The following is a 16,182-nucleotide window of genomic DNA, read 5'->3' as shown; positions in this document are numbered from 1 at the left end:
GTCCGGGCCGGCGGCGGGCGCGGGCGACGGGCCTCACCGCTCGACCGACTTGACGAGCTCGTCGATCGCGTACGGCAGGGACAGCAGGGTTCCCTGGGACATCGCCGCGCCGACCGCCGGACCCTCGCTGTCGAGCAGGTAGGACACGTTCCCGGCCTTGACCGCGGACAGGTTGGTGAACAGCTCGGACTTCTTCAGCGCGTCCTGGTCGGCCTTGTCGTTGATGACGAAGATGTGGTCGACGTCGATCAGGTCCATGCGTTCGGGAGAGAGCTTCGTGTAGAACGAGTCCCCGGCGATCGCGTCGATCTTCGTCGCGCCCTCGAAGCCGATGCCCGTCACCAGGCGTCCGCGTACGTCGGTCGTGGTGAAGGGGGCGACGGCGTCCTCGTACCAGGACACCGGGACGGCCGTCCTGCCGGCGAACTCCGGATGCGCCTCGCGTGCCGCGTCGAGCTTGTCCTGGATGCCCTCGACCAGGGCCGTGCCCTCGGCCTCCTTGCCGAGCGCCTTGGCGATGTGCACGGCGTTGTCCTGCCAGGGGGCGCTGAAGAGTTCCTTTTCCGCCTTGGTGCGGCCCACGGTCGGGGCGATCCGGGAGAGCTTGTCGTAGGCCGCCCGGTCGATCTCGGAGTAGACCGCGATGATCAGGTCGGGCCGCAGCGCCGCGATCTTCTCGTAGCCGGGGCCGGCGTCGCCGTTGCTCATCACGACCTCGGGGCGTGCGTCGCCCCACTTGTCCTTCACCCAGGGCCACTGGGTGTTGATGTCGGGGGAGGTGCCGGTCGGGTTCGGGTACTGGTCGACCATCCCGACGGGCTTGGTGCCGAGCGCGAGGACGGCCTGGTCGTCGGTGTAGCCGACGGTGACGACCCGTTCGGGGGCCTTGGTGACCTCCGTGGACCCGAAGGCGTGCTCGACGGTCACCGGAAAGGCCCCGGACGAGGCCGCGGGGGCCTTCTCGTCCGTGGCGTCCTCCGTGCCGGAACCGCATCCCGCGAGGAGGCCGGCGCCGAGCGCCGCTGCGGCGACGGCGGCCGCGAGGCGCCGCCCCGGCTTCGCGAACGCCGATCTGTGGAAGAGCATCCTTCAATCCCCTGCTTTCACGCCGTACGCCGCACCCCGACCGAGGGCAGCCAAACCTTACCGCTGAATAGTGAGGTTAGCCTAGCCTAACTTTACCGACCGGCGTCACCCGTACCTCAGTTGAGCCGTACATGGGTCCGCCCGATGGGGACGATGAGGGGCCGGTCCCCCACCGGGTCGTCGATCACCCTGGCCCGCAGCCCGAACGCCTCGTGCAGCAGCTCGGCCGTGATCACGTCCCGCGGGTGCCCCTGGGCCAGGATCGATCCCGCCCGCATGACGACGAGGTGGTCGCTGTAGCGGGTGGCGAGGTTGAGGTCGTGCAGCACCATCACCACGGTGCGGCCGGACTCGTGGAGGTCGTCCACCAGGTCGAGCACGTCGATCGCGTGGGCCAGGTCCAGATAGGTGGTCGGCTCGTCCAGCAGCAGCAGATCGGTGCCCTGGGCCAGCGTCATCGATATCCAGACGCGCTGGCGTTGTCCGCCGGACAGCGAGTCCACCGGGCGGGCGGCCAGATCGGACACCCCGGTCAGGGCCAGCGCGCGTTCCACGACGGCGGCGTCGTCCGACGACCACTGCCGCAGCCAGCTCTGGTGCGGGTGGCGGCCCCGCGCGACCAGGTCGGCCACCGTCAGGCCCTCCGGCGCGACGGGGGCCTGCGGCAGGAGGCCGAGCTTCTTTGCCACGTCCCTGGTCCTGAGCCCCGCGATGTCCTCGCCGTCCAGCACGACCGCGCCGGAGGCGGGCTTGAGCAGCCGCGTGAGCGTGCGCAACAGGGTCGACTTGCCGCAGCCGTTGGGGCCGATGATCGTCGTGATCACCCCGGGCGGCACGGTCACGTCGAGCCCGTCGATGACGGTCCGGCCGCCGTAGCCGACCGTGACGCCCCTGGCGGCGAGCCGGGGGGTGTCCCCGGCGGCCGGCTCGGTCCTCGTGCTGTGCTGGGTGCCCACGGGTTCCCCCTCGTCCGGTTCGTACAGTCGTCTTCGTCGGCCGTGCGCCCTCACTGCCTGAGGTTCGACCGGACCAGCAGGTACACGAGGAACGGGCCGCCGATCGCTGCGGTCACCACGCCGACCGGCAGCGTGACCGGCAGCGCCGTACGCGCGGTCAGGTCCGCACCGAGCAGCAGCAGGGCGCCCACCAGCCCGGAGGCCGCCAGGGGCGGTGTGGGGCACCGCGCCAGACGCATCGCCACCTGCGGCGCCACCAGGGCCACGAACGGGACCGGGCCCGCGGCGCTCACCGCCGCGGCGGCGAGCAGGACCGCGCACAGCAGCAGGACGGCCCGCACCCGGGAGAACCGGACGCCGAGCCCCGCGGCGACCTCGTCCCCGAGGTGCAGCGGCTTGAACTGGAACGCCGCGGCCGCCACGACCGCCAGCAGGACGAGCGAGCACCAGAACACCGTCCGGACCTCGTCCCACGACCGGTCGTCCAGCGAGCCGACCAGCCAGGCCTGGGCCCGTGCCACGTCCCGGATGTCGGCCGTGGCGAGCAGCCAGGTCGTGACCGCCTCCGCGACGGCGGTCACCGAGATGCCGATGAGGATGAGCCGGAAGCCGTCGATCCCCCGCCGCCACGCGAGGAAGTAGACCAGCAGTCCGGTCCCGAGGCCGCCGGCGAGCGCCGCCGCCGGCAGGCCCACGGTGCCGAGGACCGCGGTGGCGGCTCCGCCCGAGGCCGTCACCAGGAACACGGCGGCCACTCCGGCCCCACCGGTGATCCCCAGGATGTCCGGACTGGCCAGCGGGTTGCGGGCGACGGACTGGGTGATCGCCCCGGAGACGCCCAGGGCGAGCCCCACCAGGAGTCCCGCCAGCGCGCGCGGCATCCGCAGGTCCATGATGACGAAGGCGTCGACCGGTTCACCGCGCCCGAGGATCGTGGCGATCACCCGGGGCACACCGATGGGGAAGTCCCCCGTCCCGACCGACAGGCAGAACACCAGGAAGGCCGCCGCCGCCAGCAGCAGCGTGACGGAGACGAGCCAGGGCCGCCAGACGAAGGACACCCGCCCGAGCCGTACGCCGGGGACCACCGGCCGCTTCACCTCGGTGCCGTTCATGCCGGTGCCGTTCATGTGCTCCTGAACTTTCCCCGTCGGACGAGCACCGCGAAGAACGGGGCGCCGAGCAGGGCGACGACGATGCCCGCGTCGAGTTCGCCCGGCCGCACCACCAGCCGCCCCACGATGTCGCAGACCAGCAGGACGACCGCTCCGAGGAGGCCCGCGCAGGGCACCAGCCAGCGGTAGTCCGGACCGGTCAGACGGCGTGCCACATGGGCGACCATCAGTCCGAGGAACGCGATGGGGCCGCACGCGGCGGTCGCCGCACCCGCGAGCAGGGTGATGGCGAGGATGCCGACGGTGCGGCTCAGCGCGATGTTCACACCCAGCCCGCGCGCCACGTCCTCGCCCAGGTTGAGCAGGTTGAGTGCGGGCAGGGTGGTCAGGGCCAGGACCACTCCGACGGCGACGAACCCGCTCACCGGCGCGATGACGTCGAAGCCGACGCCGGCCACCGAGCCGGCGTTCCAGAAGCGCAGTGCGTTCAGGGCCGTGAGGTCGGACAGCGCGATCGCCGTCGTCATCGCCGCGAGGAACACCGTGACGCCCTGACCGGCCAGCGCGAGGGTGAGCGGGTTGCCCGCTCCCCGCCCGATGCTCGACAGCCCGAACACGACGACGCCGGCGACCGCCGCCCCCAGGAACGCGAACCAGACGTACTGGAAGGGGGAGGTGAGGCCGAACAGGGCGATCACCGTCACGACCGAGAAGGAGGCCCCGGCGTTCACGCCCAGCAGGCCGGTGTCCGCGATCGGGTTGCGGGTGTAGCCCTGGATCAGCGCCCCGCCGATGCCCAGGGCGATCCCCGCGACGACCGCGAGGACCGTCCGGGGCACCCGGACCGTCCGCACGATGAGTCTGATCTCGGTGAGGCGCCGGTCCGCGTCGGGGGCGCCGGACAGTCCGTGCCACACCTCCGCGGGGCTCAACGCGCGCGCGCCGACGGCCAGCGAGACGGCTGCCACGGCCACGAGGACCGCGAGCAGCGCGCCGAGGCCCAGGATCCGTCTGCGACGGGCCTCCACCGCGCGCCCGGGAGCGGGGCGTTCCACTGCAGTCGTGCTCATGTCGACGTACGATATCCCTTTGATCTTCCGGCTTTCGAGGGGCAGTTGGGCGGACCGTCGGCTGGGCCTGAGCGTCCGCCGGTGTCGCCGCCGCGTCCCGTCCACCGGGCCGGGCGGCCTCTCCCGCGCCCGGCGGCGCCGGGGTGCGGCGGGGGCCGGCCGGGTGGGCCGGGCCGCCTGCCGGGGTCAGGCCGGATCGAGGGCCTGACCGTGCCTCGCCATCGGCCGGGCCTCGTCGGAGGTCGCCTTGACGCTCCTGTCGAGCAGGGAGTCGAGGATCTCGCCGACCCGGATCGCGGTGTTGGACAGCAGGGCCGAGGTGATGCCGTGCGTGTGCTCCGTGCCGCCCTGGAGGTAGATGCCGCAGTGCAGGTCGGGATCGGTGGCGATGCGGTAGTCGCGCTCGACCCGTACACGCCCCTCCGCGTCGCGCAGGCAGCGGCCGCCGGCCTCGCCGAGGAGGCCGAGCGGGTCGACGGGGCTGTAGCCGGTGGCGAGGACCACGACGTCGGCGTCCAGGACGGTCTCCTCCCCCGTGACGAGCGACGTCACCGTGGCGTGGACGGTGTCCGGCTTCTCCTCGACGGCGGCGAGCCGGGACACGTTGAGGAAGCGCAGCCGTTCGGTACCGAGGACCTTCTCCCGGTACATCTCCCGGTAGAGGTCGTCGATCAGGTCGATGTCCACCACGGAGTAGTTGGTGTTGCCGTGGTAGCCCATCAGCTTGCGCTTCACGTCGCCGGGCGAGGCGAAGTACTCGTCGACCGCCCCGGGGTCGAAGATCCGGTTGGCGAAGCCGCTGTCGTCGGCGGGGCTGTAGCCGTAGCGGGAGAAGACCGCGCAGACCTCGGCCTCCGGGAAACGGCGGTGCAGGTAGGCGACGTTCTCCGCGGCGCTCTGGCCGGCGCCCACCACTACGAACCGGGAGGGCGAGGTCCCCTCCAACCGCTCGACCTTCGTGAGCAGTTCGGAGTTGTGCCAGACGCGCTCGCCGCGCTCCACACCCTCCGGCACGAGGGGCCGCAGCCCGGTGCCTATGACGACGTTGCGGGCCCGGTGGACCTGGAGCCCCTCGCTCGACCGGACCGTCACGTCCAGGTGGTCGACGGCCCCGTCCTCGCCCACGACGGGTGTGACACCGACGACCTCGTGGCCGTAGGAGACCATGTCGCCGACCTTGGCGGCGGCCCACTCGAAGTAGTCGTGGAACTCGACCCGGAGGGGGAAGAGGTTCTTGTGGTTGATGAAGTCGACCAGGCGTCCCTTGCTCTTGAGGTAGCAGAGGAAGCTGAACTCACTGGTCGGGTTGCGGAGCGTCACCAGGTCCTTGAGGAAGGACACCTGCATCGTCGCGTCGTCGATCAGCATCCCTCGGTGCCAGCCGAAGCGCGGCTGCTGCTCGAAGAAGCGGGCGGTGACCGGCCGGTGCGAACCTGTGCCCGTACTGTGCTCGCTGAGCGCGATCGCCATGGCCACGTTGGACGGCCCGAAGCCGATGCCGATGAGGTCGAGGACCTGAGGTGCGTCGCCAGGCTGAACCTGAGACATGTCACTCCGATCGTGCGGGGGAAGCCGCCTGAAGTCGCGGGGGTATACGAAGCCCGGGCACACCGCATGGAAGGGCGGCCCGTCGTAGCTTAGGTGAGCCTAAGCTCATCTTTCACCACTGTCGAGAGGGCACAGGGCGCACGACCGCGGGACCAGGCCCCCCAACAGGGCCGATGCGGACCCTTGTTGCGAACTTAGGCAAGCCTCGCTTTACTGGGAACTCATCAGTCCCTGCGCCGAGGAGGAACACATGCGGGTCGTCATGTTCGGATACCAGACCTGGGGGCACCGCACCCTGCAAGCACTCCTGGACTCCGAGCACGACGTGGTGCTGGTCGTGACACACCCAAAGAGCGAGCACGCGTACGAGAAGATCTGGAGCGACTCGGTCGCGGACCTCGCCGAAGCGCGGGGGGTCCCGGTGCTGATCCGCAACCGTCCGGACGACGAGGAGCTGTTCGCGCGCCTCCAGGAGGCCGACCCGGACATCATCGTGGCCAACAACTGGCGGACCTGGATCCCCCCGCGCATCTTCGCCCTGCCGCGTCACGGCACGCTGAACATCCACGACTCCCTGCTGCCGAAGTACGCCGGCTTCTCCCCGCTGATCTGGGCCCTGATCAACGGAGAGCACGAAGTGGGCGTCACCGCGCACATGATGAACGACGAGCTCGACGCCGGTGACATCGTCAGGCAGGAGGCGGTCGCGGTCGGCCCCAGGGACACCGCCACCGACCTGTTCCACAAGACGGTCGACCTCATCGGCCCGGTCGCCATCGGCGCACTGGACCTCATCGCCGGGGGGCGGACGGAGTTCACCCGGCAGGACCGCTCCCGGGCGACCTTCTTCCACAAGCGGTCGGCCGAGGACATCCGCATCGACTGGAACTGGCCCGCACAGGACCTCGAACGCCTGGTGCGCGCCCAGTCCGAGCCGTACCCCAGCGCCTTCACCTTCCACCGGGGCAGGCGCATCGAGGTGCTCGCCGCGGTGGTGTCCGAGGGCCGGTACGGCGGAACGCCCGGCCGCGTCTTCTACCGCGAGGGCAACGGTGTGGTCATCGTCGCCGGATCCGATGCGCGCACCGGCCGCAACCAGGGCCTGGCCATCACCCGCGTACGCACCGAGGACGGCCGGGAGCTGCCCGCCACGGAGTACTTCACCTCCATGGGCGGCTACCTGACCGCCCGCCCCTGACCCCGCCGGGGACCTGAGCGCGCCCGGCGGCACACCGGCCCCCTCCCCCGCGCCGGGGGCCGCGCGGTCACTCGCCGGAGGCCGCCGTTCGCCAGCACGTAAGGGCAGGCTAACCTAATGCCCATGAGAGCTGGTGAGAGCACTTCACCGGCTGCGGGCACCGCTGTGTCCGCGGCCGGACCCTCCCCTCGCGGCGACGGGCTGTCCGCCGACGGGGTGACCGTGGCGTACGGCCGCGTCGACGTCGTCCACGGGGCGGCCATCGCCCTGCGGCCCGCCGAGGTGACCGCGCTCGTGGGCCCCAACGGCAGCGGGAAGTCGACGTTGTTGCGCACGCTCGCCCGGCTGCAGAGCGCACGCACCGGCTCGCTCACCCTCGACACCGGTGCGGACGGGGCCGAGGACGGCTTCGCCCTCGGTTCCCGCGCGTTCGCGCGCCGCGTCGCGCTCCTGACCCAGTCGCGAGCGACCCCGGGCGGGCTCACGGTGCGGGACGTGGTCGAGTTCGGCCGCTATCCCCACCGGGGACGCTGGGGGCGCCCCGATCCCCGGGGCACCGCCGCGGTGGACCGGGCACTCGGCCTCACCGGGGTCGAGGATCTCGCGGGGCGGGGCGTCGACCAGCTGTCCGGCGGCCAGCTCCAGCGCGTGTGGCTCGCGAGCTGCCTCGCCCAGGAGACGGGCGTGCTGCTCCTGGACGAACCCACCACCTTCCTCGACCTCCGCTACCAGGTCGAACTCCTCGACCTGATCCGCGATCTCGCCGACCTCCACGCGATCGCCGTGGGCGTCGTCCTCCACGACCTCGACCAGGCGGCAGCCGTCGCCGACCGCGTCGCCCTGCTGCACGCGGGGCGCATCGTCGCCGACGGCGCGCCCGAGGACGTGTTCACCCCCGGCCTCCTGTCGGACGTCTACGGCATCCGCATCGACGTGGACACCGACCCCGCCACCGGCAGCCTGCGCACCCGCGCGGTCGGCCGCCACCACTCCCGATCCGAAAGGCTCAGTACCTCCTCATGAGACGCCGTCTGCTCCTCACCGCCACCGCGGCCGTCGCCGCACTGTCCCTGGCGGCCTGCGGGACCACGGAGCCCTCCGCCGGCGACTCCGCCGCCGGGAAGCCCGCAGGGAAGATCACCCTGACCGACGCCAAGGGCACGAAGGTCACGCTCGACGGCCCCGCGACCAAGGTCGTCGCCACCGAGTGGAACATCGTCGAGGACCTGGTGGCGCTCGGAGTGGACCCGGTGGGCGTCGCGGACGTCAAGGGCTACACCGCGTGGAACACCGCGGCCCCGCTCACCGGCAGCCCCAAGGACATCGGCACCCGCGGCGAGCCGAGCATCGACACCGTCGCCGCGCTCGCCCCCGACCTCGTGGTCGCCACCAGCGACCTCCCGCCGGCCGTGGTGAAGCAGCTCCGCAGGGTCGCGCCCGTCCTGGAGGTGACGTCCGCGGACGCCGCCGACCAGATCGGCACGATGACGGAGGGACTCGACCTCATCGCGCGGGCCACCGGCAAGGAGTCCGAGTCGAAGGCCCTCACGGCGGGCTTCGAGGACCGCCTCGCCGAGGGGCGGAAGACTCTCGCGGACGCCGGACTGGGCGGCGCGAAGATCGCCTCCGCGGACGGCTACGTCGCCTCCAACCAGGTCTCCGTGCGTGCCTACACCGGCACGTCGCTGCTCGGCGCGGTCAACGAGAAGCTGGGTCTCGAGAACGCCTGGACCGTGAAGGGCGACGCGAGCTACGGCCTCGCCACCACCGACGTCGAGGGCCTGACGGGTCTCGGCGACGTCCAGTTCGCCTACGTCGCGAACGACGCCGACGGCGACGCCTTCGCCGGCCCTCTCGCGAAGAACGCCGTCTGGAGGTCGCTGCCCTTCGTGAAGGCCGGCGACGTGCACCGGCTGCCCGACGGCGTCTGGATGTTCGGCGGCCCCCTCTCGATGGAGGCGTACATCGACTCCCTCGTCGACGCCCTGACGAAGTAGCGCGCCGTGGCCGTCATCGAGAGGACCGCGGCCGGCAATGACCGCTCCGGCCCGGCCAGGACGGGCGCGGTCGCCGTGACGGCCACGCTCGTCCTGCTGGTCGCGGTCCTCGCCACCGTCGACCTCACACAGGGCACCGCCGCAGTCGGCGCGTCCGGCGTCTGGCACGCACTCACCGGGGCCGCGGAGGAAGGGGACTCCTCCGTCGTCATCGCCTCCCGGCTCCCCAGGACGGTGGCCGCCGTCCTCGTCGGGGTGGCCCTCGGCACGGCCGGCGCCGCCCTCCAGGCGGTCAGCCGGAACGTGCTCGCCTCCCCGGACACGCTCGCCGTGAACGCCGGGTCCTACCTGGCGCTCGGGGTCGTCTCCGTCACCGGCGCGTCGCTGCCGCTCATCGCCTCGTCCGGCGTGGCGTTCGCCGGCGGCCTCGCCGCCGCGGCGGTCGTGCTCGGGCTGTCCGGGCTGGGCCGGGGCACCGTACGGCTCGTGCTGGCGGGGACCGCGCTCGCCCTGGGCCTGAACGCCGTGACCGAGGCCCTGCTGCTCCTCTTCCCCCAGGAGACCGAGGGGCTGTACCGGTGGAACCAGGGGAGCGTCGGCCAGAACGGGTTCGACGCGGTCGTCCGGATGGCCCCGGTCGTCGTCGTCGGCCTGGTGGGGATGCTGCTCCTCGCCCGCCGTATCGACGCCCTGGCGCTGGGGGACGACGCCGCACGGGGGCTGGGGGTGCCCGTCCGCGGGACCCGGGTCACCACCGTCGTGGCCGCGACCCTGCTCTCCGCGGCGGCGGTCACGCTCGCCGGTCCGATCGGGTTCGTCGGTCTCTGCGCACCCGCACTCGTGCGCCCGCTCACCCGCCGCTTCCGGGGTCTCGTACGCTCCCGGGTGAGCCTGCCGGTGGCGGGGCTCGTCGGTGCGGCGCTCGTGCTCGGCTCGGACGTGCTGCTGCGGGCCGTCGTGCCCGCCGACACCGCGGTGGAGGTGCCGACCGGCGTCGTCACCACCGTGGTCGGCGGGGTGTTCGTCGTCGTGATGGCACTGCGGCTCCGTGACACCGCCTCGGCGGAGCCGCCGGACCGGATGCGGATCCCGAGCCGGACGGCGTTCCTGGTCAGTGTGACCGTGCTGGCCGTCGTCCTGGTGGGGGCGCTCCTGGCGGCCGTGCTCCTGGGCGACTCGAAGCTGCTGCTCGGCGATGTCGTGAACTGGGTCCAGGGCAGGTCCGGACGGGTCGTCACCTTCGTGCTCGACACCCGGGTGCCCCGCGTGACGGCCGCACTCCTGGCCGGTGGCGCGCTGGCCCTGTCCGGCACCCTGGTGCAGGCCGTGACCCGCAATCCGCTCGCCGAACCCGGCGTCCTGGGGGTCTCGGGAGGCGCCGGACTCGGTGCCGTCCTCCTGGTGACCACCGTGCAGTCGCCCGGCTCCTGGGCGATCGCGGGAGCGGCGTTCGGCGGTGCTGCGGTCACCGCGTCCCTGGTGTTCGGGCTGGCCGCGCGGGACGGTTTCCGGCAGAACCGACTGGTCCTGCTGGGGATCGGGGTCTCCGCCGCCGCGGCGGCGCTGATCGGTCTGATCATCGTGCTCAGCGATCCGTTCGACACGACGAGGGCCCTCACCTGGCTGTCCGGGTCGACGTACGGCCGGAATCTGCCCGATGTGGTCCCGGTGGCCGTGGTCCTCGCGGCCGGCGTCGTCGCCGCCGTGACCCGGCGCCGGGAGCTGGACCTGGTCGCGCTCGACGAGGACACCCCCCGGCTCCTCGGGCTGGGCCTCCCCCGGGCGCGGCTCGGCTTCCTCGTGGCGGCCGTGCTGCTCGCCGCCACCGCGGTGGCGGCCGCGGGGACGATCGCGTTCGTCGGGCTGGTCGCCCCGCACGCGGCACGCGCCCTCGTCGGACGGCGGCACGTCCGGGTGGTCCCGGTCGCCCTCCTCCTCGGAGCGCTGCTGGTCTGCCTGGCGGACCTCGCGGGACGCACGGTGATCGCTCCGGCCCAGCTCGGCGCCGGTCTGATGACGGCCGTCATCGGCGCGCCGTACTTCCTCTACCTGCTGGTCCGCACGAGACGCTGAGCGGGACGGGGACGGGCCGGCGGTGTGGACCGCGGCCCGGCCCCATGGCGTCTCGCCGGTGCCGCGTTCCGCTCATGCCGCGTTCCGCCGGTGCCGTGTTCCGCCCGTGCCGTTTTCCTTACCCGGTGCGTTCCGTCCCCGTCCCGGTGCGGCGGTTGTCCTCCGCAGCGTGGACGCAGGGGGCACGAGGGGCTGTTGATGCGCTGCCACGGCGCTCGTAGACTGCTGCGCCGTCGGCTCCGGTTCGTGTCCTCGGCGGTGGTCCAGCCCCGTGGAGGTGCGCCACCACCGTCGTGCCCCGGGCGGGCCGGAGGCCGCTGCTCGGCCTGCACCACTGCGAAACCCCGTACCCACTCAGCCGGGAGAAGCATGTGAGAGCACGTCGCACGGCCAGTCGGGCCGCCTCAGCACTGATCACCGTCCTCGCGGCGACCGGGCTCCTGTCCGGTCCCGCTGCGGCGTCGGGGCCCGTCCGGGCACCTGACCGGCCGGCCGCGAGCGCGGCCGGTCCCGTCACCCACGAGCAGAACGACCGCGTCCCGGAGGGCTCGCGCTGGACGCAGCACTACTTCCCCTCCTCGGACCGCTCCGGGACCGAACTGCACGCCGACGTGCTGGTGCCCGAGTCCCTTCCGCGCGGGGCCGAGGTGGCCGTCATCCTGTCCGTCGGCCCGTACTTCGGGCACTCCGGACAGACCGGCGCCGAGGGCTGGACCCGCACCGGCCCCTCCTCGCGGTTCCAGGACTTCATCGAGGGCGCCGATCTGTTCGACCGGGGCTACGCGTTCGTCATGGTCGACCTGCGCGGCTTCGGCGGCTCCACCGGCTGCCTCGACTGGGGCGGCCCCGGGGAGCAGGCGGACGTGAGGGCGGCGATCGACTGGGCCGCGCAACAGCCGTGGTCCACGGGCGCGGTGGGCCTCTACGGCAAGTCCTACGACGCCCTCACCGGCCTCATCGGCAACAACCTGGACCAGCGCGCCCTCAAGGCCGTCGTCGCCCAGGAGCCGGTGTGGGACATGTACCAGTACATCTACTCCAACGGCGTCCCCCGCCCGAACGTCACCGGCACCGCCGACGCCTACAACTCCATCGCCACGCTGAACCAGATGCCGGACGACGACGCACGCTACCTGGCCAACTCCCGTTACGAGCAGGCGCATCCGGAATGCCTGACGCGGAACTCGGCCGGTTACCGGATCTCCGACCAGTCCGACGCGTTCTGGACCTCCCGTGACCTGGCGAAGGCGGCCCGGGGCTCGGACACCCCGCTGTTCGTCACGCAGGGCTTCATCGAGAACAACACCAAGCCCGAGGAGATGCAGGAGTACCTCGACAACCACAAGGGTCCCGAGCGCGGCTGGCTCGGCCAGTGGGAGCACGTCCGCGGCGGGGACCGCACCGCCGACGGCCGCCTCTCCATGGGCCGTGAGGGCTGGTACGACGAGACCCTCGCCTTCTACGACCAGTACCTCAAGGGTGTCAGCCCCTCCGTCCGCTACCCGGCCTACTCCGTGGAGGACTCCACCGGTGCGTGGCGTGCCCAGCGGACCTGGCCCGTGGTGGAACGTTCCGTCACGATCCCCGTCGGCGGCGGCTCGTACGTGGACGACGGCGGCCTGTCGGCGCCGGGCGCCGGATCCGGGGGCACGGCACGCCGGGACCGCGCGAAGGCGTCCGGTGCGTGGGACCTGGAGAACGCGCCCGCGATCGATCCGGCCGCACCGGAGGGCCCGGCCGGTCGGACGGCCCGCGGGCCGGAGTCCGGGACGGTCACGTCGAGCTTCGTCGTGCGGTCGAAGGCGCTGGAGAGGGCCGTCCGGATCACCGGCACCCCGCGGATCTCCCTGAACGCGGAGGGAGAGGGCAACGTCATGCTCCAGCTGTACGACGTGGCCCCGGACGGCACGGCCGTCATGTTCGACGAGCAGGTCTCCCTGCTGCGCACGGGCCGGCTCTCCGTCGATCTCAAGGCGACCGACTGGACCCTGGCGGCCGGTCACGTCCTGGCGGTGGAGATCGGGTCCATCCGGAGCGGCTCCTGGCGTGACACCCCCTCCGGAGAGACGATCGAGGTCAGCGGGGCACGGCTCGGGCTGGCCCTGGACGACCCGTCCGACGACGTCCCCACCGGGGGTGCCCGCTCGCCGTACCTGGACACCTATCTGCGCCAGTACACGGTGCCCCTGCCGGCCGGTCCCGGGACGTTCACGGTGGTTCCCGGGGGCCGCCTCTGACCTCCGCGCGGGCCGGTGCCGGGGCGCGGCGGAGTCTGTCCGCCGCCCGGGGCGCTCCGGCCCGCGCGCTCGCCCGGACGTCCGTCGCCGGCCCGTCCGCCGCCGGTCGGCGCCGCCGTCGGGGCGAGCGGCCGGAGAGCCGGCCGGCTCCGCAGGTCTCACCTGCTGACATTCCTGCCCACCGGAGCTTGAGCCGGCGGGTGCGCCTGCCCCACAATGCTCGGCATGACCGCTGCCGCCGACTTCCTCGTGGGACGCCTGCACGTCGACCTGTGCCGCCAGTCCAGCGCGACCTGTCGCCGCTGACGCCTGCGGTACCCCGGGAGCCGTAGGGCGCCACGCCCCGCTCCCGCACCGGCCGGTTCCGGCCCGGCACCGCACGGCGCCGCGGCCCCCTTCCCCCCTTCCGTGTGTTCCGGCATGTCCCGGCGCGCGCCCGGCCCCAGGCCTGCAGGGACGCCCCGGCAGGCCGGCACGCGCTCCTCCGCACCCTCCGGAGCTCTCGTATGTCCGCACTCACCTTCCACTGGTTCCTGCCCACCACCGGTGACAGCCGTCAGATCGTCGGCGGAGGCCACGGTTCGACGCCCGGCACCGCCGGCGGGGACCGTCCGGCCTCCGTGGAGTACCTCGGCCAGATCGCCCGCTCCGCCGAGCAGCTCGGCTTCGTCGGAGCGCTCACCCCGACGGGCGCGTGGTGCGAGGACGCCTGGCTGACGACGGCCATGCTGACGCAGGTCACCGAGCGGCTGAAGTTCCTGGTGGCCTTCCGCCCGGGCCAGATCGGCCCGACGCTGTCCGCGCAGATGGCCGCGACATACCAGCGGCAGTCCCATGGCCGGCTCCTGCTCAACGTCGTCACGGGCGGTGAGTCCGCCGAGCAGCGGGCGTACGGCGACTTCCTCGACAAGGACCAGCGGTATGCCCGGACCGGGGAGTTCCTGGACATCGTGCGCCGGCTCTGGGCGGGTGAGACGGTCGACCACCACGGCGCACACCTCCGCGTGGAGGCCGCGCGGCTGAACCGGCTGCCCGAGCCCACCCCGCAGATCTACTTCGGCGGGTCCTCACCCGCGGCGATCGAGGTCGCGGCCCGTCACACCGATGTCTACCTGACCTGGGGCGAACCGCCGGAGCAGGTGCGGCGGAAGATCGACCGGGTGCGGTCGCAGGCCGTGGCGCTGGGGCGCGAGGTGCGGTTCGGCATCCGCCTGCACACCATCGCCCGGGACACCTCGGCACAGGCCTGGGCCGAGGCGCAGCGGCTGCTGGACGCCATGGACCCGGACCACATCAGGACGGTCCAACAGGGCCTGGCGACGAGCGAGTCCGAGGGCCAGCGGCGGATGCGTGAGCTGCACCGCAGCGGGGACTCCTCGCAGCTGGAGATCCATCCCGGCCTCTGGGCGGGCGTGGGCCTGGTCCGGGGCGGCGCGGGCACGGCGATGGTCGGCAGCCACACCGAGGTCGCCGATCTGATCGAGGAGTACCACCGGGCCGGCATCGACGAGTTCGTCCTGTCCGGGGCACCGCATCTGGAGGAGGCCTACTGGGTCGGTGAGGGCGTCCTGCCCTTGCTGGCGGAGCGCGGCCTCTGGCGCCATCCGTCCGGCCCGGCTCCCGCCGGGGCGGGCACCGTGCCGCCCGCCGGCCGGTGAGGAGGGCCCCGCTCGGCGTCCCGGCTGCCGCGAGGACCGGTGAGGGACCCCGTCCGGGCGGGGAGGGGCGGTCGTGACCACGCAGCCGCCCGCCCGGCACAGGCGGCCGGGCGGGCGGTCCTCCTCACGCCGGAGCGCCGGCCTCCTCCGGTGCGGGCTGCGTCTTCGGTTCCCCGCCCGGTTCGCTGAGCTGCTCGCGCAGGTAGTTCCAGACCACGGCGATCAGGGCGGCCGCGGGTACGGCGAGCAGACTGCCGACGATGCCCGCGAGGCTGCCGCCCAGCGTCACCGCCAGCAGGACCACCCCGGCGTGCAGACCGAGCCCGCGGCTCTGGATCATCGGCTGGAACACGTTGCCCTCCAGCTGCTGCACGACGACGATCACCGCCAGCACGATCAGGGCGTCGGTCAGCCCGTTCGACACCAGGGCGATGAGGACGGCGACGAAGCCGGCGAACAGCGCGCCGATGATCGGCACGAACGCGGACACGAACGTCAGCACGGCCAGCGGCAGCACCAGGGGCACACCCACGATCCAGAGGCCGAGGCCGATGAGGACGGCGTCGAGCAGTCCGACGTAGGCCTGGGAACGCACGAACTCCCCCAGGGTGTCCCAGCCGCGCGTGGCCACGGTGGGGACGTCGGTGGCGAGGCGGCCGGGCAGCTGGCGTGCGAGCCACGGCAGGAAACGCGGGCCGTCCTTGAGCATGAAGAACATGAGGAAGACCGCCAGGACGGCGGTGACCACTCCGTTGACGACGGTGCTCACTCCGGTGACGACCGTGGTGACCATGCTGCCGACGCTGTCCTGGATGCGGGCGGTCGCGGAGTCGAAGGCACCCGTGATCTGGTCGTCGCCGACGTTGAGGGGCGGCCCGGCGGCCCACTCGCGCAGCCTCTGGATGCCCTCGACCACCCCGTCGGCCAGCTGCCCGGACTGGGAGGCCACCGGCACCGCGATCAGGGCGACCACTCCCCCGGCGACCAGGAGGAACAGCACCGTCACCGAGGACGCGGCGAGCGCCGGCGGCCAGCCGCGTCGCCGCAGCATCCGCGCCGGCGGCCAGGTCAGCGTCGTGAGCAGCAGGCCGACGATGAGCGGCCAGACGACGGACCACATGCGCCCCAGCAGCCACACCGCCACCGCGGTCATGACGAGGACCAGAAGCAACTCTCCTGAGACGCGTGCCGAGACGCGGAGGGCCGCGCGGGTCTTGGTGGAGCTCAAGGTGACGGGCATGCGA

13 protein-coding genes are annotated in these 16,182 nt (G+C 72.7%); 7 read left to right on the top strand and 6 right to left on the bottom strand.

What is annotated here, in order from left to right:
* Positions 1–33: 33 nt before the first annotated feature.
* From ABZ172_RS23200 to ABZ172_RS23180, 5 genes are all read right to left on the bottom strand, one after another.
* Positions 34–1,086 (bottom strand): iron-siderophore ABC transporter substrate-binding protein, encoded by a 1,053-nt coding sequence (locus ABZ172_RS23200; RefSeq protein ID WP_356885952.1) that lies wholly within the window; start codon positions 1,084–1,086, stop codon positions 34–36.
* Between the two features lie 116 nt (positions 1,087–1,202).
* Complete coding sequence (locus ABZ172_RS23195) at positions 1,203–2,042, bottom strand: ABC transporter ATP-binding protein (protein ID WP_356885950.1); 840 nt, start codon at positions 2,040–2,042, stop codon at positions 1,203–1,205.
* Between the two features lie 50 nt (positions 2,043–2,092).
* Complete coding sequence (locus ABZ172_RS23190) at positions 2,093–3,157, bottom strand: iron chelate uptake ABC transporter family permease subunit (RefSeq protein WP_356885964.1); 1,065 nt, start codon at positions 3,155–3,157, stop codon at positions 2,093–2,095.
* Positions 3,158–3,168: 11 nt separating this feature from the next.
* Positions 3,169–4,227, bottom strand: coding sequence for an iron ABC transporter permease (locus ABZ172_RS23185; RefSeq protein WP_356885948.1), 1,059 nt, complete (start codon positions 4,225–4,227; stop codon positions 3,169–3,171).
* Positions 4,228–4,413: 186 nt separating this feature from the next.
* A complete protein-coding gene (locus ABZ172_RS23180; RefSeq protein ID WP_356885946.1) occupies positions 4,414–5,775 on the bottom strand; it encodes a lysine N(6)-hydroxylase/L-ornithine N(5)-oxygenase family protein in 1,362 nt (453 codons plus the stop codon).
* A gap of 250 nt (positions 5,776–6,025) precedes the next feature.
* Here ABZ172_RS23180 and ABZ172_RS23175 point away from each other — a divergent pair, with 250 nt between their 5' ends.
* The 7 genes from ABZ172_RS23175 (at position 6,026) to ABZ172_RS23145 (ending at position 14,938) form a co-directional block, all read left to right on the top strand.
* Positions 6,026–6,973: a methionyl-tRNA formyltransferase gene (locus tag ABZ172_RS23175; RefSeq protein ID WP_356885944.1), complete on the top strand. Its 948-nt coding sequence runs from the start codon at positions 6,026–6,028 to the stop codon at positions 6,971–6,973.
* Between the two features lie 123 nt (positions 6,974–7,096).
* Complete coding sequence (locus ABZ172_RS23170; RefSeq protein WP_356885942.1) at positions 7,097–7,996, top strand: ABC transporter ATP-binding protein; 900 nt, start codon at positions 7,097–7,099, stop codon at positions 7,994–7,996.
* On the top strand, positions 7,993–8,970 hold the full coding sequence (locus ABZ172_RS23165; protein WP_356885940.1) for an iron-siderophore ABC transporter substrate-binding protein: 978 nt from the start codon (positions 7,993–7,995) through the stop codon (positions 8,968–8,970). The genes ABZ172_RS23170 and ABZ172_RS23165 overlap by 4 nt, the downstream gene beginning before the upstream one ends.
* A 6-nt stretch (positions 8,971–8,976) precedes the next feature.
* Positions 8,977–11,043: an iron ABC transporter permease gene (locus tag ABZ172_RS23160; protein WP_356885938.1), complete on the top strand. Its 2,067-nt coding sequence runs from the start codon at positions 8,977–8,979 to the stop codon at positions 11,041–11,043.
* A 371-nt stretch (positions 11,044–11,414) separates the two neighbouring features.
* Positions 11,415–13,280 carry a CocE/NonD family hydrolase gene (locus ABZ172_RS23155; protein ID WP_356885936.1) on the top strand — a complete coding sequence of 622 codons (1,866 nt, stop codon included), beginning with the start codon at positions 11,415–11,417 and terminating at the stop codon, positions 13,278–13,280.
* Between the two features lie 216 nt (positions 13,281–13,496).
* On the top strand, positions 13,497–13,586 hold the full coding sequence (locus ABZ172_RS23150) for a putative leader peptide (protein WP_356885934.1): 90 nt from the start codon (positions 13,497–13,499) through the stop codon (positions 13,584–13,586).
* A 200-nt stretch (positions 13,587–13,786) separates the two neighbouring features.
* On the top strand, positions 13,787–14,938 hold the full coding sequence (locus ABZ172_RS23145) for an LLM class flavin-dependent oxidoreductase (protein WP_356885932.1): 1,152 nt from the start codon (positions 13,787–13,789) through the stop codon (positions 14,936–14,938).
* A 124-nt stretch (positions 14,939–15,062) separates the two neighbouring features.
* Here ABZ172_RS23145 and ABZ172_RS23140 read toward each other — a convergent pair whose 3' ends face one another.
* On the bottom strand, positions 15,063–16,178 hold the full coding sequence (locus ABZ172_RS23140) for an AI-2E family transporter (protein WP_356885930.1): 1,116 nt from the start codon (positions 16,176–16,178) through the stop codon (positions 15,063–15,065).
* Between the last annotated feature and the right edge of the window lie 4 nt (positions 16,179–16,182).

The organism is Streptomyces sp. NPDC006296 (assembly GCF_040613235.1).
Taxonomy (GTDB): domain Bacteria; phylum Actinomycetota; class Actinomycetes; order Streptomycetales; family Streptomycetaceae; genus Streptomyces.
The sequence above is the reverse complement of the archived record's forward strand: the minus strand, read 5'-3'. Positions and strand labels throughout refer to the sequence as shown.

Excerpts from the sequence above, each read along its gene's own strand:
- ABZ172_RS23190 (WP_356885964.1), bottom strand. The coding sequence starts at position 3,157 with ATGAACGGCACCGAGGTGAAGCGGCCGGTGGTCCCCGGCGTACGGCTC.
- ABZ172_RS23165 (WP_356885940.1), top strand. The coding sequence starts at position 7,993 with ATGAGACGCCGTCTGCTCCTCACCGCCACCGCGGCCGTCGCCGCACTG.
- ABZ172_RS23175 (WP_356885944.1), top strand. The coding sequence starts at position 6,026 with ATGCGGGTCGTCATGTTCGGATACCAGACCTGGGGGCACCGCACCCTG.
- ABZ172_RS23180 (WP_356885946.1), bottom strand. The coding sequence starts at position 5,775 with ATGTCTCAGGTTCAGCCTGGCGACGCACCTCAGGTCCTCGACCTCATC.
- ABZ172_RS23145 (WP_356885932.1), top strand. The coding sequence starts at position 13,787 with ATGTCCGCACTCACCTTCCACTGGTTCCTGCCCACCACCGGTGACAGC.
- ABZ172_RS23170 (WP_356885942.1), top strand. The coding sequence starts at position 7,097 with ATGAGAGCTGGTGAGAGCACTTCACCGGCTGCGGGCACCGCTGTGTCC.
- ABZ172_RS23140 (WP_356885930.1), bottom strand. The coding sequence starts at position 16,178 with ATGCCCGTCACCTTGAGCTCCACCAAGACCCGCGCGGCCCTCCGCGTC.
- ABZ172_RS23200 (WP_356885952.1), bottom strand. The coding sequence starts at position 1,086 with ATGCTCTTCCACAGATCGGCGTTCGCGAAGCCGGGGCGGCGCCTCGCG.
- ABZ172_RS23185 (WP_356885948.1), bottom strand. The coding sequence starts at position 4,227 with ATGAGCACGACTGCAGTGGAACGCCCCGCTCCCGGGCGCGCGGTGGAG.
- ABZ172_RS23150 (WP_356885934.1), top strand. The coding sequence starts at position 13,497 with ATGCTCGGCATGACCGCTGCCGCCGACTTCCTCGTGGGACGCCTGCAC.